Source organism: Arthrobacter sp. GmRoot5-12 (assembly GCF_059739365.1).
On record NZ_AP046056.1, the window covers coordinates 1,664,501 to 1,683,052 of the forward strand.

The following is an 18,552-nucleotide window of genomic DNA, read 5'->3' on the forward strand; positions in this document are numbered from 1 at the left end:
TCCACGGACTTCGGCCGCCGGGCAGCAGCGGGCAAAGGAGCCCTCCAAGAAGCCCTTGTCCCGCGCCGGGTGATGGGCCATTCTTGGCCCTAACGGCGGCCTTGGCCGCTCCAGCGGGAGCAACATGGGCAGCGTGGATCAGCGGGGAGGGCGGGAACATGTCGCAGGTGGACCTGGAACGCGTAAGGCGCCCGGCGGGGGTTGCCCTCGCGGCCGGCGCGGTTTGGCTGGCCGGCATCAGCCCGGTGCCGGGGGTATACCTGGAGCCCGACGCTGCGCGGCGGCTGGACATGCTCCGGAAGGGGCAGCGCTGGTGGGTTGCGGGACAGCATGTGGCGGCGGCGGGAACGGCTGCCATGCCCGCGGCATTTGCCCGGCTGGCCCTGGCCCTCCCGCCCGGAAGGAGCAGGGCACTCGCCGGCACAGCCGCCGTCGCACTTGCCGCCGGGGCGCCGTTATTTGTGTCCGAACTTGCAATGCGTGCGTCGGACCTGGAGCGTTTCGCGGCGCGCCGCTTCCCGGCGTGGCCGTTCCACGCCTATGCGTGGCTGCATGTGCTCGCGCTCGGGTCCCTGTCCGGCACCCTGGCAACCTTGCCGCACCGGAAAAAGGAGGCGGCAGCGCTGGCCCTCGCCAGTGCCGGGTGTGGAGTGGTACTGGCGAAAACAGGCGATATTCCGCCTTTCGTGTTCTATGTCGCCGAGCAGTTTGCTGCCGGCAGCCTGCTGCGCCGTGAATCGCACAGCGGTGAATCCCCGGCTGCGGCGCGGGAGTAATTACGCCCGTACCGCTAAATACCTGCACCCAGCCAAAAAGCCCTGCCTCCCGAAGGTGGGAAGCAGGGCTTTTTAGTCAGGCCACGCGCGTACCTAGGAATTTGCCTTTTGGTAGGCTTCCTGGATTTCAGCCTGAATTCGGCCGCGGCTGTTAACGGTGTAGCCGTTATCCCGGGCCCATTGCCGGATTTGCGCCGAATCGTGGCTGCGGCCACCGGCCGGAGCCTTCGCCCGCTGGGCGGTGCGGCCTCCGGAAGCCTTGCGTGCAGCGTTGATGAACCTCTCCAGTGAAGACCGAAGTTCAGCGGCATTGGCTGCCGACAGGTCAATCTCGTAGTTGACCCCATCGAGGCCGAACTTAACATTCTCGTCTGCGGATCCCCCATCCAGATCATCAACGAGGATGATGTTTACTTTCTGTGCCATTAAAGGTCTTCCTCTTGGGTTTTCAGAAAAGCAGGATGTTTCCCAAAAAAATTATGACTCTTATCTTGGCAACGCGTCAAAGCGCCTATTGGTTCCTTGGGGATAAAACCGGAAAGAAGGGGGTTTATCTATTTGGATTCGGGGCCCGGGCGGTCCGTGGGCTGCACCGGCAGGGAATCCGCCTCAGCCTGCGCACGGGCCTCCGCCTGGCGCTCGGCCTTGTCCGCGTTGAAGATTGCCTTCATGGCGAACCAGAACAGCAGGCCCACCACCAGGGAGGGCAGGATAACCGCTACGTATTCCATGATCAGTGCCCTTCGGGCTTCAGCAGGGGGAACAGGATGGTTTCGCGGATGCCGGCGCCCGTGAAGAGCATGACCAGCCGGTCGATGCCCAGGCCGATGCCGCCCATGGGAGGGGCGCCGTATTCCAGGGCGCGCAGGAAGTCCTCGTCCAGCTGCATTGCCTCCACGTCACCGGCGGCTGCGTGCAGGGACTGCTCGGTGAGCCGTTCGCGCTGGATGACGGGGTCGATCAGCTCGGAGAAGGCGGTGCCGCGCTCCATGCCGCCGATGATCAGGTCCCAGGCCTCGATCAGGCGGCCGTCCTCGCGGTGCGGGCGGGCCAGCGGCTGGGCGGAGGGCGGGTAGTCGTAGACGAAGGTGGGGTTCAGCAGGGTGGGCTCCACGATTTCGCCGAAGAGTTCCACCGCCAGCTTTTCGGCGTCCCACTTGGGGTCCGCCTTGACGTCGTGCTTTTCCGCGATCTCCCGAAGCACCTCAACGGGCGTCTCCGGCGTGATCTCCTGCCCCACGGCGTCGGAAAGTCCGGGGTAGACGGCCAGCCAGCCCCACTCGCCGTCGAGGTTGATCTCCCCCGCCTCGGTCTGAAGGACGCGTCCGGCACCCACGGCGTCGGCGGCGTCGAGGATGATCTCCTTGATCCGCTCTGCCATCACGAACTGGTCCGCCCAGGCCTCGTAGCACTCAAGGGTGGTGAATTCGGGGCTGTGGGTGGAGTCCACGCCCTCGTTGCGGAACACGCGGCCCATGTCATACACGCGGTCGATGCCGCCAACAACGGCGCGCTTGAGGTACAGCTCGGTGGCGATGCGCAGCGTCATCTTCTGGTCGAAGGCGTTCATGTGGGTTTCGAACGGCCGGGCGAGGGCGCCGCCGTGGACCAGGTTCAGGATGGGGGTTTCCACTTCCACGTAGCGGTGCCGGAACAGCGTTTCGCGGATGGAGCGGGTGATGGCGGCACGGGTGTAGACCATTTCGCGGGCTTCGTCGCGGACCATCAGGTCGACGTAGCGCTGGCGGACGCGGGTTTCCTCGTTCAGGTCCGCGTGCAGGACCGGAAGCGGGCGCAGGGCCTTGGAGGCCATGGACCAGGAGTCCGCCATGATCGACAGCTCGCCGCGGCGGGAGGAGATGACCTCGCCCTTGATGAACACGTGGTCGCCGAGGTCAACCAGGGCCTTCCAGTCGGCGAGCGCCTCCTCACCCACGTTGGCCAGGCTCAGCATGGCCTGCAGGCGGGTGGCTTTGCCGTCGGTGCCGCCTTCCTGCAGGGTGGCGAAGCAGAGCTTGCCGGTGTTGCGGATAAAGACAACGCGGCCGGTGACGCCCACGGTGTCGCCGGTGGTGTCGTCGGCCTCGAGGTGGGCGTACTTTTCCCGGATCTCGGCGAGCGAATGCGTCCGCTCCACCCCCACGGGGTACGCCTCCGTGCCGCGCTCAAGAAGTTTGGCGCGCTTTTCCATGCGGATCCGCATCTGCTCGCTGGCATCAACGGGCTCCGGGGCGTTCTTGGGCGAGGGGGTGTTTTGGGAAGTCACAATCATCAAGTTTACCGGGCATTGGGTGCCAGGACTTGCAGCTGGCCCGCAGGCTCACACCCTGGGATGGACGGGTGAAAGAACGGGTACTTCCAGCGCACGACGGCGGCAGGCTGGCTTTGTACAGCTACGGCACCGAAGACGCGCCCGGGCAAAAGCGGGTGCTGCTGATCGGCGGCGCGTTCCTCACGGCCCTGATCTACCGCCAGTTCTCCATCGCCCTGGCGAAAGGCCTGGGAGAGGGCTGGGCGGAGCGGTGGCGCTGAACACCGTGCAGGAGTTCACCGGAACCGCAAAGGTCCGGACAGGCTTGCGGTGTACGACGCAGCAGTGAACATCGACGGCAGCATCGACACCGCGTGGCTGGACGGGTTCGAGGACGCCGTCAACGGCGGCAAGGTGGGCCACGCCCTGGCGCACATGAAGAAGGCCACCAGCCCGGGCTACAAGGAAACGGCGGAGCGGCTGCACCAGGCAGTTCCAGGCAGCACTTACCAGCTCTCCCCCAAGTGCTTCCACGGGTCCATTCCGGCGGCCGTCAAGGAGCTTGTGACCGACATCGCGGCGTATTTCACGGGCGGGCATCCGGACGGCGGAACCCGCCCGGATGCTGCCGGTACTATCCCCGCTCGCCGCGGCTGAACCCGGCCAGGGCCGCCTCCCCCAGGTCCCGCCACACGGTCCGCGGCTTCGGTTCCACGCTCCGGTCCGCCAGCCAATCACCCCAGGCCGTGATGTCCTTCCCGCCCGCAGCGGCAACCGCATCACAGGCGAACCCGACGGCGCTGGAACCGTCCGAAAGCTCCACGGATCCCAGGAGCATGGGTTCCGGGAGGGCGGCCAGGAACGTCCCCAGGGCCGCAGGGGACAGCAGCCACCGCTCCCCCACCAGTTCCGCGCCGTCGTCGGACCGGTAGACGCCTGGCTTTGCCGGCACCGTGTCCAGCGCCACCATGCGGTAGCGTGCGGCGGTCCGGACCGGACCATCCCACGAGGCCCCGAGTTCCTCCAGCTGCGGTGCCAGCGGCTGGCCCTTGAGGTGCGCACCCACCACCACCAGCGGCACGGCCGTTGCGCCCGCCGCCAAAGGCCAGGGCGTGGACGACGACGGGTGGGCGCCGGTGCGGCCAACTTCCGCTGCTGCGCCCGGAGCGAAGAGGGCGGGAGCGTCCGGGGTTAGCTCCAGGCGGCGGGCGATATCGGCCGCCACGGCATCGTCGAAGGTCCGGCCGACCACCGTGAGGCCGAACTGCGCGCCGTCCACTTCCCCGGCAGGGACAGCCACGGCACAGAGGTCGAACAGGTTACAGAAATTGGTGTAGGTGCCCATCAGCGAATTCACGCCTACCGGGTCCGCGGCCACCTCAGCCAGCGTGGGGTGGAAGGGCGCCGTGGGAACCAGGAGGGCATCGAAGCCGGCGATCCGGGCCAGCGCCCTGGTCCGCAGTTCCTCCAGCCGGGCGGTATCGGCAACGTACCGGGAGGCGGAAACGGTACCGGCCGCCCGGATGATGCCCGCCACGGTGGGATCGATGCCCGCCTGGCCGTCAGTGCCGGCGTCGTGCTTTGCCAGGAAGGCCCCCACCGCAGCGTGGCGTTCGGCCACCAGCGCGCCCTCGTACAGCAGCCGTGCTGCCTGCAGGAAGTCGTCGAATTCGATTGCTTCGGCATCCACCCCGCTGGACCGCAGGCGGTCAACCTGCCGCTGGAATTCCGCGGCCCACTCAGGGGGCAATGCGGGCAGGCTGGCGGGAAATGCCACGCGGGGACGTGCCGGCGCGGCCAGTTTGATGTCCGCAGGCCAGGACCGGGAGTTGCCGGCCATGAAGCCCATGGCCAGCTCGGCGGTGGACAGGTGCCGGGCAAAGATGGTGACGGCGTCCCAGGACCGGCAGGCGGGCACCACTCCCTCCGTGGAGACGGCGTTCAGTGTTGCCTTGATGCCCACGATGCCCTGCAGCCCGGCGGGCACCCGGCCGGAGCCCGCCGTGTCCGTGCCGATCGCGATGTCCACCAGTCCCAGTGCCACCGCCACCGCGGAGCCGGAGCTGGAACCGCCGGAAATGTACTCCGGCCGGCGCGAATCCCGGACGGCGCCGTAGGGGCTGCGCGTCCCCACCAGCCCGGTGGCGAACTGGTCCAGGTTGGTGGCGCCCAGGACCAGGGCACCGGCGGCGCGGAGGCGGGCCACCGCTTCCGCATCCTTTTCCGGCGTGTAGGCAAAGCCAGGGCAGGCTGCCGTGGTGGGGATGCCCGCCACGTCAACATTGTTCTTGACGGCCAAAAGCAGCCCGGCCAACGGCAGATCCGCGCCACCTGCCACGGCGGCGTCGATCGCGGCAGCCTCCGCCAGGAGGTCCTCGCCGCTGCGGACCGTGATCCAGATTTCAGGCCGGTTCACTGATTCCAGCGCCGCGAGTGCCGCCTTGGCGCGACTGGTGGCACTGCTGTTGGTTGCCGAGCTCATACTGCTGCCTCTTCCAGTTCCTGGGCGTCGTCTGCCAGTTCAAGGCCCAAGTCGGCGCCGAGGACCACTACCGCCTCGCCGGCCACCACCTGGGAGCCGGCGGCCGGCAGGACGCGGAGCACCACGCCCTCGCACGGCGCTTCGAGGACCGTTTCCATCTTCATTGCTTCCAGCGAGACCAGCGGCTGGCCCTTGGCGACACGGTCGCCGGCCTTGACGTCCACCTTCCAGACGCTGGCGGCGAACGGTGCGGAGATGAGCGATCCGCCGTCGGGAACCACCACGTCGTCAACAGCGGGGGCCACGACGGCGGCGAGCGCGTCCGCCCGGTCGAACTCGCCGGCGTCGGCCCAGGCCTGCCGTTCCACCGCGAACGCTGCGCCCTGCTTCTCCCGGAACGCGTCGATGGACTGGCTGTTGTCGGCAAGGAACTGTTCGTGCTCGGCGAGGGAGAACGTGCCCTCCTCGATCTCCACGCCGCGGCCGCGTCCTGCTGCCATGTCCGCGCGCAGGTCGAGGACTTCCTCGGGGCTGACGGGGTACCAGGAGATGCGGTCGAAGAACCGGAGCAGCCAGGGCGAACCGGGTTCGAACGGGGCCGAACCGGCGTACCGCGACCACACCTGGGTGGTGCGGCCGACGAACTGGTAGCCGCCGGGGCCCTCCATGCCGTAGATGCACATGTAGGCGCCGCCGATGCCCACCGCGTTCTCGGGCGTCCAGGTCCGGGCGGGGTTGTACTTGGTGGTGACCAGGCGGTGGCGGGGGTCCAGCGGGGTGGCCACGGGGGCGCCGAGGTAGACGTCGCCCAGTCCCAGGACCAGGTACTCGGCGTTGAAGACGGTGTCGAAGACGTCGCTGACGGAGTCCAGGCCGTTGATCCGCCGAATGAATTCGATGTTCCACGGGCACCAAGGGGCGTCGTCGCGGACGCCTGCCATGTAGCGTTCGATCGCTTCGCGGGTGGCCGGATCGTCCCAGGACAGCGGCAGCCGGACGGTGCGGCTGGGGACCACCAATTCTGAGCTGGCGGGCAGGGCGGCCTCGATTTCCTGGACCAGGTCCAGCAGCCGCCCGGTGGGGAGGACGGACGGGTCCACCTTGATCTGCAGCGACCGGATACCCGGGGTGAGGTCCACGATGCCGGGTACCCGGAGCGCTTCGATGTGCTGGTGCAGGGCGTGGACCCGGGCGCGCAGGCCCAGGTCCAGCACCATCTCGCCGTATTCCACCAGCAGGTTGTCGTCTCCGGAGCGGCGGTACGTGACCGCGGGCCGGTCGGAACCTTCCGGCACCCGGCCCAGCACGCCGTCGTCGCCGTCGCCGCGTACCGTGCGTGCGGGACGGCCGGCTGCCGGGCTCACCGCCGGGAGGTGCGCTGAAAGATTGCCGGACCAGCCGGCGTCGCCCGGGAGCACCAGCTGGCGGCCGGGTCCCAGGTCCCTGGCCGACGGCGCCTGGCTGGCTTTGATGGGCACGAAGCGGACTTTGTCCCCCGGGCGCAGCTGGCCGAGCTTCCAGCGTTCAGCCGTCACCACGGTTACGGGGCAGACGAAACCGCCCAGGCTGGGGCCGTCCGGGCCGAGCAGGATGGGGGTGTCGCCGGTGAAGTCCAGGGCACCCACCGAGTAGGCGGTGTCGTGGATGTTGGAGGGGTGCAGGCCTGCTTCGCCGCCGTCGGTGCGTGCCCAGCGGGGCTTGGGGCCGGTGAGGCGCACGCCGGTCCGGGCGGAGTTGAAGTGGACCTCGTACTCCGCGCTGTACAGTTCCTCGATGTCCTCACGCTGGAAGAATTCCGGGGCGCCGTGCGGGCCCTCGGCCACGGCCAGTTCCCAGGTGGAGGTGAGGGCGGGACGGCTGTCGAGGGGCACCGCTGCCGCGGCGGCTTCCTCGGGTGCGCCGGCGGCAGGCTTGACCGTCCGCAGCACATCGCCCGCGCGCAGGACCCGTCCGGCGTGGCCACCGAACTGGCCAAGGGTGAAGGTGGAGGCGCTGCCCAGGTACTCGGGAATGTCCAGGCCGCCCTGGAACAGGATGTAGCCGCGCAGGCCCTTGCCGGCTGCGGTGCCGGCGTCGAGCGTTCCGCCTGCCGGGACCGTCACGGGCGTCCAGGCGGGCACCTCCGTTCCGTCAACTGTCACAGCCACTTCGGCGCCGGTAACGCAGACGGTGGTGGCGTGGGTGAAGGTCAGGCTGGGGCCGGTCATGGTGAACTCGAGGCCCGGGGCGCCTTCGGGGTTGCCCAGCGCGGTGTTGCCAAGCCGGAATGAGAGATCGTCCATGGGGCCGCTGGGCGGAACGCCGATCTGCCAGAGGCCGGTGCGGCCGGGCCAGTCCTGCACGCTGGTCTGCAGGCCGGGCCGGCCCACGGTGATGCGCGGCTCCGGGTCCCCCACGTTGTCCAGGGTGCTGGTGGAGTGCTGAACGCTGCGAACCACCTCCAGGCCGGTGGCGGCGCGGAGCAGCCCTAAGTTGGTCTCGATGCCGTCGATCCGGGTGTTGCCCAGCGCTGCGGCGAGGAGGTCGAAAGCTTCGGTGCGGTCAGTGCCGGAGGTGATGATCTTGCCCAGGAGGGGGTCGTAGTTGGTGGAAACGTCGGTGCCGGTTTCCACCCAGGCGTCCACGCGTGCTTCTGCCGCCGTGGGGTAGGCGGCGTTGGTGACGGTTCCGGCGCTGGGCTGGAAGCCCCGGGCCGGATCCTCGGCGTAAACGCGGGCCTCCACGGCGTGGCCGGTCACGGGCAGGCTGTCCGGCACGTCCGCAAGGACTGCCTGGGCCTGGCTGCCGCCCTGGGCCAGTCGGAGCATCCATTCCACCAGGTCCACCCCGGTGACGGCTTCGGTGACGGGGTGCTCCACCTGGAGCCGGGCGTTGACTTCCAGGAAGGAGGCTTCCTTGCGGGCGGAGTCGTAGACGAACTCGACGGTGCCGGCGGAGCGGTAGTTAAGGGAGGCGCAGAGGGCCCGGGAGCTGCGGTGCAGTTCTTCGCGCAGTTCGTCCGGGAGGTCGGGTGCGGGTGCCTCTTCGAGGACTTTCTGGTGGCGGCGCTGCAGGGAGCAGTCGCGGTCCCCCAGGCTGACCACGCGGCCTTCGCCATCGCCAAAGATCTGTACCTCGACGTGCCGGGCGTTCTCCACGTACCGCTCGGCGAAAACCCCTGCGGTGCCGAAGCTGGCACCCGCCAGGCGGGCCACGCGGGGGAAGCTGTCCACAAGCTCGGCCTCGTTGCGGCAGACCGTCATGCCGATCCCGCCGCCACCGCCGGTGGCCTTGAGCATCAACGGGAAGCCAACCGCGGTGCTGGCCGCAACGGCGTCGTCCACGTCCTCAAGCAGCCCTGAACCGGCGATCATCGGCACCCCGGCTGCCCGGGCGGCGTCGCGCGCTGTGTGCTTGGTGCCGAAGATGCGCAGTTGCTCCGCGGTGGGGCCCACGAAGACAAGTCCCGCCGCTTCCACGGCCTCGGCGAAGGCCGCATCCTCGGAGAGGAAGCCGTAGCCGGGGTGGATGGCGCCGGCGCCGGTTTCCTTTGCCGCCGCCAGGATTGCGTCCACCCGGAGGTAGGATTCCTTGGCCGGCGCGGGCCCCAGCAGTACAGCCTCGTCGGCGAGCCGGACGTGCTTGGCGCCGCGGTCCGCCTCGGAGAAGACGGCAACGGTGCGCAGGCCCAGCCTGCGGGCGGACTCAATGATGCGGCACGCGATCTCGCCGCGGTTGGCGATCAACAGTGTGTCGAAGGTGTTCGGCGTGTCAAAGGGGTTCACAGCGCAGCCTCCGGCCGGGTGACGATCATGCGGACGGGGGTGGGGTTGAAGCCGTTGCACGGGTTGTTGATCTGCGGGCAGTTGGAGACCAGGACCAGGGTGTCCACCTCCGCCTTCAGTGCCACGCGCTTTCCGGGGGCGGACAGGCCGTCAACGATGCCCAAGGCGCCGTCCGGGTCCACCGGGACGTTCATGAACCAGTTGATGTTGGACACCAGGTCCCGTTTGCCCAGGCCCCAGCGCGAGCCCTCGATCAGGAAGTTCTCCACGCAGGCGTGCTGTTCGCGGGTGTGCTGGCCGTAGCGGAGGGTATTGGATTCCTGTGAGCAGGCGCCCCCGATGGTGTCGTGCACGCCCACTTCGTCTGCAACGACGGTCATCAGGGCAGCGCCGGTGTCGGCGCGCAGGACCGAACCGGTGGTGAGGACGATGGACTGCTGTGCGGCGATGGTGGCTGCCGCCGAGTAGCGCACCGTGGTGTCGGCCGCGGCGTACAGCAAGCAGTCAACCGCCTGGTTGCCTTCCAGGTCCACGATGGTCAGCACGTCGCCTGCTGCCACCACGGCAGACCAGGGGCCGCGGGCTTCGACGAACTCATCAAGTACAACGGCGCCAGGGGCCAGCGCGATGGCGGCGGCGTCCGGGATGGGCGTGGTGTCAACGGCAGTGTTCATCGGGCGTTCCTTGCGGCGAGGTCGTGTTCGGTGTTGCGGAGGGCCTGCAGGTGTTCCGGGGCCAATGGTCCGGCCAGGTAGCCGGCCTCCAGTGCCGCCAGGTCCTGCGGCGCGTGCCAGGCGACGATGTCGACGGCGGTCCCCGCAAAGTCAGCGCGCGGGTCCAGGGGGTGGGCGGTGTTGGCCAGTACCAGCACGGTGTCCAGCTGGAGCAGGAGTTCGACGGCGGCACCGGGCCCGGCGCTTCCGGTAAAGGTAATGCTGCCGGCAGGGTCGACCGTGATGCCTTTGAAGAAGGAGATGGACGGCGCCACGTCGCGGGTGCCCAGGCCGTTCTTGAGGGCGCCCAGGGTGAGCAGTTCGCGTGCTGCCGGGGAGGGGCTGTGGGCGGTTCCGGCGCCGTACTTGGCGGTGTTGCAGGCGAGGGTGGTGGCGCCGGTGAGTGCGTCATGCCGTGACGACGTGTCCGCCACGATCGTTGCCATCAGGCGGCCGGCATCGGACAGCAGCGGGTGCCCGGCGGCGGGGTAGGCCTGCCACGGGACCTTGACGGTGTCGGCGACGTTCAGTCGTTCGTGGGTGGCCCCGGCGCGGTACAGAAGTGCGTGCACGCAGGCGTCGCCTGCCGTGTCGGTGAGCCGGACCCGGGTGCCGCGCGCCAGGGACATGGTGGTGTAGCGGCCAAAGGCGACGGATTCCGCCCATGTGGGGGACGCGGCGTCGGCCCCGTCCACTCCGGGCAGTCCGGCCAGAAGGTGCGCGGGCGCGGACGCTGCCGGTACGTGGCGCATGGTCTCAGCGGTCCTGCCGTGCTGTTCCCGGGCATGGGCGCGGGCACCGGCCGTGGTGGCCGTCCCGGCGGCTGGCGTTTCGATGGTCTGTGTCATGTCAGTCCTGTAGGTCTTGGAAGCGTGGCTTGCGGAAGCGTGGTTTTTTGGATGCGGGGCCGCGGGTCAGGCCTTGGCGGCCAGGTTCCTGCTCCGGACCCAGATGCCCAGGAGCAGCACCGCGGTGACCATCAGCGGCGCGGACCAGAGAAGGAGGCCGTTCTCGCCTGTGGGGTCGTACACCTCGGGCCGGGGCCATGCCAGGTTGACCACCATGACACCGCCGTAGAGTACGGCGAGGATGTTGACTGGAAGGCCCCAGCGGCCCAGGGAGAAGAGGCCTGCCGGCATGGTCTGCCCCACCCGGTTCCAGTCGCCGCGGAGGCGGTTGACCAGCTGCGGGACGGTGACCAGGAGGTAGGCGAGGTAGACCATCACGATGCAGACGCTGCACAGGGTGGTGAACAGGGCGGCGTTGCCGACGTTGATGGCCAGCACGGCGACTGCAAGGGCGCCGATCACGATGGAGGGCCACATGGGGGTGCCGCGGGTGGGGTGCACGGAGGAGAGCAGGGCCGACGCCGGGAGCTTGCCGTCGCGGGCCATGGAGAAGACCAGGCGGGAACCGGCGGTCTGGATCGCCAGGGTGCAGACGAAGATGGCGATGGCGACATCCACCAGCAGGACCTTGCCCCAGAAGGTGCCCAGGACCGCGGTGAGGACGTAGGGCAGGCCTTCGGTGGCGAGGCGGCCGTCGTCGAGGCTGGGCGCTGCCATGAGGGCGGTGATGATCATCAGCGCGCCGCCGATGCCGGAGATGAGGAGGGCGGAAAGGATGGTCCGGGGTGCGGTGCGGCGCGGGTCCTTGGTTTCCTCGGACAGTTCACCGGCGGAGTTGAAGCCCACCATGACGTAGGCGGCCATCAGCCCCGAGACCAGGAAGGCTCCCACGGCGCCCAGGTCCGATCCCTGCAGCACGGTGGTGTCCGCAACCACGTCGGGTCCGCGCTGGGCGGCACTGACGAGGGCCAGGATGACGGCAGCGACGCCCACGATCTCGCAGGTGACACCCACGGAGTTGACGTGGGCCATCAGCTTCACGCCCAGGGAGTTGATGATGGTGGTGGCGACCAGGAGGACGGCGCCGAGGACCACGGCGTTGGAAGCGCCGGTCACCGTGTTGAGCGCGGAGTCGCCGCCCACCACCTGGAAACCGTCCCAGAGCTGGGGCAGGACCACCTGCAGGGCGATTGCGGCAGCAGCTGCGGTGACCACCTGTGCGATCGCCATGAACCAGCCGGCGAACCAGCCTACGCCTTCCCCGCCCACGCGCCGCGCCCACTGGTAGACGGCACCGGACAAGGGGTAGCGGGCCGCAAGTTCGGCGAAGTTCAGGGCCACGAGCAGCTGGCCCACCAGCACTACGGGCCAGGTCCAGAAGAAGGCCGGCCCGGCGAAGGAGTAGCCGAACGCGAAGAGCTGGAAGATGGTGGTGAGGATGGAAACGAACGAGAAGCCTGCGGCAAACGAAGCGTAGCGGCCGAGCTTCCGGTGGAGGGTGGGCTGGTAGCCAAGGGACGTCAGGTCTGCGTCGTCCTGGTGGACGGTAGGGAGAACGGTTGATGTCATCGGGAATCTCCGGGGCTGGAAAGGGATCTTGGGGGCGAAGCCTCCCGGCACTGCAGCGCTCGGCCGAAGGCTGCGGATTACCGGTCACTTGATAGTTTTCCAGCGGGATGTCCCCAAACAGTTTCGCCTCTGTAAAAGGCGGATAGACATCCTGTTTCCGGCAGATTTCCGTCCCCTCACAACGTCCGGGCGTCATTTCCGCCGCGCCCGGCAATGCAAGAATGGGGCCGTGACTTCAGCCGGACCGGGACGCCCCCGCCACCAGCAGCCCTCGCGGCCAGGTGCCACCGCCCGCGATGAAATCCTGGACGCCGCGGCGGAGCTTTTCACCACCCACGGCTTTGCCAGCACCTCCACCCGGTCCATCGCGGACGCGGTGGGCATCCGGCAGTCGTCCCTGTACCACCACTTCAAGACCAAGGACGACATCCTCGAGGACCTCCTCGAGGGGACGGTGTCCGGTGGGCTGACGTTCGCACGCTCGGTGGCCGCGCTTCCTGCCGACGCACCTGGAACCGAAAGTCCGGCTGGAAGCCGGCTGCACGCCGTCGCGCTTTATGACGGCACCCAACTGTGCAGCGCCCGGTGGAACCTTGGCGTGCTGTACCACCTGCCCGAGGTCCGGAGCACCCGCTTTGCCCGGTTCCTCAACAACCGCCAGGAACTCAGGCGGCTCTACGGGGAACTGGGCGCCGGGTTGTCAGCCTCCCCGCACGGACCCGACGGCGGCGACTTCACCTTCCGCCTGGTCGAATCCCTGATCTACCTCCGCGCGGACGGCGCGGCCAACGCCGAATCGGCACTGCAGGCCGCCGACGCCGGGCTGATCCTGTGCGGGCTCGGGGACCGGCTGCCGGCCATCCGCGCCGCGAGCCAGGCCATCATCGACCGCCTTGCCTGACCTCCGGGCCGCCGGTGGCCGGGATGCCCCGCCCGGCTTGCTCGGCTAGGCTCGGAACATGACGCGAGAGAACATCAGGACCCCCGACGGCGGCACTGTGGAGCTCTTCTCCACCGGCGCTGAGCTTGCTTCTGCCGGTTCGGGCGTGGTGGTTGTGCCGCCTTCCATGGTGACCGCCGCGGATTACACCAAGTTCGCCCAGAAACTGAGCGCCTCCCTGGGCCGGCCCGTACACACCTTCAACCGGCGCGGCCGCGGATCCTCGTCACCGCAGCCCGAGGACTACACGCTGGACGTGGACATCCGGGACCTGGACACGGTGATGAAGCACACCTCCAGCACCGACGTCTTTGGGCACAGTTTCGGCGGCGCCGTCGCACTGCACGCGGCCCGGACCCTTCCGGTGGAGCGGCTGGCCGTCTACGACCCCGCGGTCTCGGTGAACGGCAGCGTCACGGCCGACTGGATCGTGGAGTACGAGCGTGCCATCGCCGCAGGAGACCATGACCGCGCCCTCGCCGTGATCCAGCGCGGGCTGGAAGCCGGCGGCTCCTTCTCATCGCGCATGCCGCTGTCCATGCTGACCCTGGCCAACAAACTGACCGCCGGCACCACCGAGGGCAAGCAGCAGCGCGAGCTGATGCGCACCGGAGTCCGCGAGATCAAAGCCATCATTGCCGCCGACATGCCGGCCGAACCGTTCCAGGCGCTCCCCCTGGAGACGCTGATCGTGGTGGGCGAAAAGAGCCCCGCCTACTTCGGCATCGCCTGCGGCCAGATCCACGACGTGCTTTCCGGCTCCAGCTACACCATCCTGCCCGGGCTGGGCCACGACGGCGCCATCAAGGCCCCGGACAGGCTGATCAAGGAACTGAGCGACTTCTTCGCCGGCTAGCGCGGCCTGGGCTAATGTCCTGCGCCGTGGCCCGCGCCGGCGCCTTCGGTCTTGCGCATCATCGCTGAAAGCACGACGGCGGCAAGGGCTATGACGGTTGCCGTCAGGAAGGCGGCGCTCATCCCGGCGACGAGTCCCGACGTCGCGCTCACAACCGCGAAGATTGACACCAGCAGCGCCGTTCCAGCGGCACCGGCCACCTGCTGGGTGGTGCTCATGATCGCGGAGCCGTGCGAGTAAAGGTGCGGCGGGAGCGGGTTGAGCCCGGTGGTGAAGGCGGGGGTAAACAGCAGCGCGAGGCCGAAACTCAGCCCAACGTGCAAGGTGACGATCCACCACACCGCTGTTCCGGCGTCGAGCATTGAAAACTGCCAGAGGGTCACCACCATCAGGACGGACCCGGTAATGGTGAGCGGCAGCGGACCCACCTTGTCGAACGCCCGGCCGATGACCGGGCCCAGCAGGCCCATGGCCAGGCCGCCGGGGAGCAATGCCAGGCCGGTTTCCAGCGAACCCAGGCCCCGGACCTGCTGGAGGTAGAGCGGCAGCAGGATGACGCCGCCGAACAGGGCCATCATGGCCACCACCATCAGCAGGACGGAGACGGTGAACATCCGGAACTTGAAGGCGCGCAGGTCCAGCAGCGGCGCGGCTGCTTTCTGGAGGCGCACCTGGCGGAGGACGAAAACCGTCAGGGCGGCCACGCCGATGACCAGGGCTGCGATGGCGCCGGCACTGGGGCCGGCCTGGCCGCCATGGCCGCCGCCGATCTGGCTGAGCCCGTAGACCAGGCCGCCAAAGGCCGGGACGGTAAGGATGACGGACAGCACATCCAGCCTGGCCTTTTCAGGCTTCCCCACGTTGGTGAGGTATTTGGCGCCGATGGCCAGCGCCGCCAGGGCAACCGGCAGCACGAAGACGAACATGAAGCGCCAGGTGAAATGCTCCAGGATCAGGCCGGACACTGTGGGACCCATTGCGGGTGCCACAGAGATGGCAATGCTCACGTTGCCCATGACGGCGCCGCGCTTGGCCAGCGGGACCAGGGTGAGGATGGTGGTCATCAGCAGCGGCAGCATGATGGCGGTGCCGCCGGCCTGGACAATGCGCGCCAGGAGCAGGACCTCGAACCCGGGAGCCACCGCCGCAAGCGCCGTTCCACCCGCGAACAGGCCCATGGCCAGCATGAAGACGGCGCGCGTGGACAGGCTCTGGAGGATGAAGCCGGTAGTGGGGATCACCACCGCCATGGTTAGCATGAACCCCGTGGATAGCCACTGGACCGTGGGAGCGTCCACGCGAAGGTCCACCATGAGCCGCTGCAGGGCGACGTTCATGATGGTCTCGTTGAGGATCACCACGAATGTCGCCACCAGCAGCGTGCTGATGATGGTTACCGATTCACGGGACATCTTCTCCGGCGCTGCGGACTGGGTTCCTTTGCGGGTTTCAGCGCGTATTCCTTCGCCCTGAACGGGCTTGCCGCTGGCGTTCGGAGAGACTTCGGTAGACATGGGTGTTCCCTCAGGGGTTTTTGGAAGTGATGCACGGCCGGCGCCGCTGCAGATGCAAACACTCTACCCGCTGGAGTAATTCCTCCATACGGGTTTTTCAACCCTGAGGGAACATTGGGGGTCAGGCGGTCTGGCCCGCGTGCTGGCCTTCGGAGATCTCTTCCACCAGCTTGTTGTTGAAGGCCGGGAGGTCGTCCGGGTTCCGGCTGGTCACCAGGCCCTGGTCCACCACCACTTCCTGGTCCGTCCAGTTGGCGCCGGCGTTCTTCAGGTCGGTTTCAAGCGTGAAGTAGGACGTGACGTTCCGGCCCCTGATGACTCCCGCCTCGATCAGCAGCCAGGGTCCGTGGCAGATGGATGCCACGGGCTTGTGCTGTTCAAAGAAGCTGCGCGTGAAGCTCTGGGCATCCTTGTCCACCCGCAGGTGGTCCGCGTTGACGACGCCCCCGGGAAGCACCAGGGCGTCAAAGTCCGTGGCATTCGCCTCTGCCACGGTGAGGTCGACGTCGAAGGTGTCGCCCTTCTCGGTGCCGTTGTAGCCCTGCAGCTTGCCGCTCTTGGGTGCCACCAGGGTGGGCTCGCCGCCGGCATCCTTCACTGCCTGCCAGGGGCTGGTGAGCTCCACCTGCTCCACGCCGTCAGTGAGCAGGAATGCCACCTTCTTGCCTGCGATGCTGTGCTCTGACATTGATCCTCCTCATGCTTGCGGTTGCACGCTTTTGGCGCACAGGTCCCGCTTCGAGAGTTGTTTGCCTGACGCTTTCCAGCCTAGGAAAGTTGAAAGTCATAAGCAAGCTGACTATTTACTGTCCGGGGTACGTGCTTCGTTCGGTACGGCGGCTGCGCCGGCAAGGACGACGGCGGCACGGGGCTGCACGCTGGCGGGTTGTCTGCGGGCCTTCGGGTTCCTTCTGCGCACGGCATAGGGAGCCGTGAGTCCTGCGGATTGTGCCTTGGCGCCCTTTTCGCTGCGGATATCTTTTGGCGCTGCGCATCTTCCCTTTCGCGCGGCATATTTGGGGTGCGAAAAGGAATGTGCGTGTCGACAAGGCGTACGACGGCGGCACGGGGCTGGCACGCTCGCGGCACCTTGGCTGCGGCTGACGTTGGGGTACGGGCAGGAGCCTGGGGGCAGGGCTGGTCGGCAGGCCTGATTGTCAGTGCCTCGCTGGATGATGTGGGTATGGGAATCGGCACGGGTGTTGGGGTGGTGTTGGAGGGTGTTTCTGCCTCTGTTGCTGCCCTCGATGCTCTTACCCGTGAGGATCATTTCCTTGCCGCCGGGTCCGGTGTTGGTGCTGATGTCGATGTGCTGCGGCGGCGGTATGAGCTCCGGCTGCAACGGCTGGAGGCAGTCTCCCGGGTCGAGGCTCAGCTCGCGGCGGTGAAGGCCCGTGACGCGGCAGAAGCGGTCGAGATCCAGCAGGCACTGCTTGCCCCCGACGCCCCGGTGGATGAGCGCATGTTTTCGGAGATGTCCGCGGTGGAGGAGATCGCCGGAGTCCTGACAGTGAGTTCCGCGGCCGCGGGTGCTTTGGTGGAACAGTCCCGCCGGGTGTGTTCCCTGCCGCCGATGATGGCTGCCCTGTCAGCCGGTGCCGTGTCGTGGCAGCATGCCAGGATTGTCGCCGATGAAACCGAGGGGCTCACCCCGGACGGGGCTGCTGCCTTGGTGGCGCACTTCTTCGACCCCGACGCGCCCAACCCCGCCCGCGGCGCCGCGCCCGGTGAACTTGTCCCTGCCCGGTTCCGCGCGAAGGTCCGCGCCTGGCGGGAACGCCACCACCCCGAAACCCTCGAAAAACGCTACGCCAAAGGCGTCGCGGACCGGCGGATGGAATACACCCCGGACCGCGACGGCATGGCCTGGCGCTCGCTCTACCTCCCCGGTGACACCGCCTGCGCCATCTGGAACCGCACCACCGCCACCGCCCGCGGCCTCCAAGGCCCCACCGAAACCCGCACCCTCACCCAACTCCGCCCCGACATCGCAGCATCATTCCTCCTCGGCGCAGGAATCACCACGGCCACGGCCGAGGCTGCTGTGGGTGGGGCTGCACGGGCTACTGGTGATGCTGCGGGAACGGGCGCAGGCAGCGTTTCCGGCACAGGGAGCACTGGTGGTGTGGGCAAGGTTCCCACCCCTCGGGCCGATGTCCTGGTCACCGTCCCGGTCTTCGCCCTGCTCGGACTCACCGATGAGCCGGCGGCGCTGGACGGCCTGGGCCCGATCCCGGCGTCGATGGCGCGGAGGCTTGTCGCGGACGGGGCGGAGTCGTTCTACCGGGTCCTGGTCGACCCCCGCGACGGGGCACCACTGGAGATCGGACGCACCCGCTACCGGCTCCCCGAAACCATCAAACAATGGATCCGCATGCAGGACCGGAAATGCACCTTCCCCGGCTGCACCAACCACACCCCCGACAACCACACCGACCACCTCACCGCCTGGGACCACGGCGGCAGAACAGACGTCCGGAACCTGGCCCAGCTATGCCCCAAACATCACCGTTTGAAGCACGCCCGCGCCTGGAACCCGGATCCCGCGACGGAACACGGACCGCCCGGCTGGACCTCACCCACCGGCCGCCACTACAACCCCGAACACCAAGACCCCCAACCAACCCACTGGCCACAATGGCCCATGCCCGCTGCTGCAACCCCGGGTGGAGATCCCGGCCCGGAGCACCCACAGTGGGAACCAGACGACGACACCTTCATAGACCTCAACGACCTGTCACCCGAAGACCCCCTCTGGGCAGACTTCTACACCACGCCATTCGCGCCCTTTCCGGACCGCGTTGGCGCCGGGCAGCAGTAACTGTGGCGCCGGAGCAAT

Annotated in this window: 14 protein-coding genes and 1 pseudogene; 5 read left to right on the forward strand and 10 right to left on the reverse strand. The window is 68.1% G+C overall.

Going from position 1 to position 18,552, the window contains the following annotated elements:
• The first annotated feature begins 158 nt into the window (after positions 1 to 158).
• Positions 159 to 776 (forward strand): hypothetical protein, encoded by a 618-nt coding sequence (locus tag AC6JAM_RS07565; protein WP_142069538.1) that lies wholly within the window; start codon positions 159 to 161, stop codon positions 774 to 776.
• Positions 777 to 869: 93 nt separating this feature from the next.
• Here AC6JAM_RS07565 and AC6JAM_RS07570 read toward each other — a convergent pair whose 3' ends face one another.
• The 3 genes from AC6JAM_RS07570 to lysS all read right to left on the reverse strand — a co-directional run bounded on the left by AC6JAM_RS07570 (position 870) and on the right by lysS (position 3,048).
• Complete coding sequence (locus AC6JAM_RS07570; RefSeq protein ID WP_018770962.1) at positions 870 to 1,202, reverse strand: histone-like nucleoid-structuring protein Lsr2; 333 nt, start codon at positions 1,200 to 1,202, stop codon at positions 870 to 872.
• A 128-nt stretch (positions 1,203 to 1,330) separates the two neighbouring features.
• Positions 1,331 to 1,507, reverse strand: coding sequence for a hypothetical protein (locus tag AC6JAM_RS07575; protein WP_018770963.1), 177 nt, complete (start codon positions 1,505 to 1,507; stop codon positions 1,331 to 1,333).
• 2 nt (positions 1,508 to 1,509) lie between these two features.
• Complete coding sequence (gene lysS / locus AC6JAM_RS07580) at positions 1,510 to 3,048, reverse strand: lysine--tRNA ligase (RefSeq protein ID WP_497934404.1); 1,539 nt, start codon at positions 3,046 to 3,048, stop codon at positions 1,510 to 1,512.
• A gap of 68 nt (positions 3,049 to 3,116) precedes the next feature.
• Between lysS and AC6JAM_RS07585 the strand changes: the two are divergent.
• Positions 3,117 to 3,684: pseudogene (locus AC6JAM_RS07585) on the forward strand (hypothetical protein).
• Here AC6JAM_RS07585 and atzF read toward each other — a convergent pair.
• The 5 genes from atzF to AC6JAM_RS07610 all read right to left on the reverse strand — a co-directional run bounded on the left by atzF (position 3,662) and on the right by AC6JAM_RS07610 (position 12,403).
• Complete coding sequence (atzF, locus tag AC6JAM_RS07590; protein WP_497934405.1) at positions 3,662 to 5,509, reverse strand: allophanate hydrolase; 1,848 nt, start codon at positions 5,507 to 5,509, stop codon at positions 3,662 to 3,664. The pseudogene AC6JAM_RS07585 and the gene atzF overlap by 23 nt on opposite strands.
• Positions 5,506 to 9,273: an urea carboxylase gene (uca, locus tag AC6JAM_RS07595; protein ID WP_497934406.1), complete on the reverse strand. Its 3,768-nt coding sequence runs from the start codon at positions 9,271 to 9,273 to the stop codon at positions 5,506 to 5,508. Before uca ends, atzF begins: the two co-directional genes overlap by 4 nt.
• Positions 9,270 to 9,947, reverse strand: coding sequence for an urea amidolyase associated protein UAAP2 (locus AC6JAM_RS07600; protein ID WP_134165304.1), 678 nt, complete (start codon positions 9,945 to 9,947; stop codon positions 9,270 to 9,272). Before AC6JAM_RS07600 ends, uca begins: the two co-directional genes overlap by 4 nt.
• The gene (locus AC6JAM_RS07605; RefSeq protein ID WP_497934407.1) at positions 9,944 to 10,834 is read right to left on the reverse strand and encodes an urea amidolyase associated protein UAAP1; all 891 of its coding nucleotides are present in this window, start codon (positions 10,832 to 10,834) and stop codon (positions 9,944 to 9,946) included. The genes AC6JAM_RS07600 and AC6JAM_RS07605 overlap by 4 nt, the downstream gene beginning before the upstream one ends.
• A gap of 66 nt (positions 10,835 to 10,900) precedes the next feature.
• On the reverse strand, positions 10,901 to 12,403 hold the full coding sequence (locus tag AC6JAM_RS07610) for an amino acid permease (protein WP_134165306.1): 1,503 nt from the start codon (positions 12,401 to 12,403) through the stop codon (positions 10,901 to 10,903).
• Between the two features lie 229 nt (positions 12,404 to 12,632).
• Between AC6JAM_RS07610 and AC6JAM_RS07615 the strand changes: the two genes are divergently transcribed.
• Complete coding sequence (locus tag AC6JAM_RS07615) at positions 12,633 to 13,304, forward strand: TetR/AcrR family transcriptional regulator (RefSeq protein WP_056388396.1); 672 nt, start codon at positions 12,633 to 12,635, stop codon at positions 13,302 to 13,304.
• A gap of 58 nt (positions 13,305 to 13,362) precedes the next feature.
• Positions 13,363 to 14,199 carry an alpha/beta fold hydrolase gene (locus AC6JAM_RS07620; protein WP_018770971.1) on the forward strand — a complete coding sequence of 279 codons (837 nt, stop codon included), beginning with the start codon at positions 13,363 to 13,365 and terminating at the stop codon, positions 14,197 to 14,199.
• A gap of 11 nt (positions 14,200 to 14,210) precedes the next feature.
• Here AC6JAM_RS07620 and AC6JAM_RS07625 read toward each other — a convergent pair whose 3' ends face one another.
• Together AC6JAM_RS07625 and AC6JAM_RS07630 are read right to left on the reverse strand one after the other, a co-directional pair.
• Positions 14,211 to 15,713, reverse strand: coding sequence for an MDR family MFS transporter (locus tag AC6JAM_RS07625; RefSeq protein ID WP_144600985.1), 1,503 nt, complete (start codon positions 15,711 to 15,713; stop codon positions 14,211 to 14,213).
• A 121-nt stretch (positions 15,714 to 15,834) separates the two neighbouring features.
• Positions 15,835 to 16,401 carry a type 1 glutamine amidotransferase domain-containing protein gene (locus AC6JAM_RS07630; protein ID WP_134165307.1) on the reverse strand — a complete coding sequence of 189 codons (567 nt, stop codon included), beginning with the start codon at positions 16,399 to 16,401 and terminating at the stop codon, positions 15,835 to 15,837.
• Between the two features lie 495 nt (positions 16,402 to 16,896).
• On the opposite strand from AC6JAM_RS07630, the gene AC6JAM_RS07635 reads away from it, so the two are divergent.
• Positions 16,897 to 18,534 (forward strand): HNH endonuclease signature motif containing protein, encoded by a 1,638-nt coding sequence (locus AC6JAM_RS07635; protein WP_497935938.1) that lies wholly within the window; start codon positions 16,897 to 16,899, stop codon positions 18,532 to 18,534.
• Positions 18,535 to 18,552: the final 18 nt, after the last annotated feature.

Bases quoted from the DNA above. Each gene is read 5' to 3' on its own strand.
- AC6JAM_RS07575 (WP_018770963.1), bottom strand. From the start codon at position 1,507: ATGGAATACGTAGCGGTTATCCTGCCCTCCCTGGTGGTGGGCCTGCTG.
- AC6JAM_RS07605 (WP_497934407.1), bottom strand. From the start codon at position 10,834: ATGACACAGACCATCGAAACGCCAGCCGCCGGGACGGCCACCACGGCC.
- AC6JAM_RS07625 (WP_144600985.1), bottom strand. From the start codon at position 15,713: ATGTCTACCGAAGTCTCTCCGAACGCCAGCGGCAAGCCCGTTCAGGGC.
- AC6JAM_RS07565 (WP_142069538.1), top strand. From the start codon at position 159: ATGTCGCAGGTGGACCTGGAACGCGTAAGGCGCCCGGCGGGGGTTGCC.
- atzF (WP_497934405.1), bottom strand. From the start codon at position 5,509: ATGAGCTCGGCAACCAACAGCAGTGCCACCAGTCGCGCCAAGGCGGCA.
- AC6JAM_RS07630 (WP_134165307.1), bottom strand. From the start codon at position 16,401: ATGTCAGAGCACAGCATCGCAGGCAAGAAGGTGGCATTCCTGCTCACT.
- AC6JAM_RS07635 (WP_497935938.1), top strand. From the start codon at position 16,897: ATGGGAATCGGCACGGGTGTTGGGGTGGTGTTGGAGGGTGTTTCTGCC.
- AC6JAM_RS07610 (WP_134165306.1), bottom strand. From the start codon at position 12,403: ATGACATCAACCGTTCTCCCTACCGTCCACCAGGACGACGCAGACCTG.
- lysS (WP_497934404.1), bottom strand. From the start codon at position 3,048: ATGATTGTGACTTCCCAAAACACCCCCTCGCCCAAGAACGCCCCGGAG.
- AC6JAM_RS07620 (WP_018770971.1), top strand. From the start codon at position 13,363: ATGACGCGAGAGAACATCAGGACCCCCGACGGCGGCACTGTGGAGCTC.
- AC6JAM_RS07600 (WP_134165304.1), bottom strand. From the start codon at position 9,947: ATGAACACTGCCGTTGACACCACGCCCATCCCGGACGCCGCCGCCATC.
- AC6JAM_RS07570 (WP_018770962.1), bottom strand. From the start codon at position 1,202: ATGGCACAGAAAGTAAACATCATCCTCGTTGATGATCTGGATGGGGGA.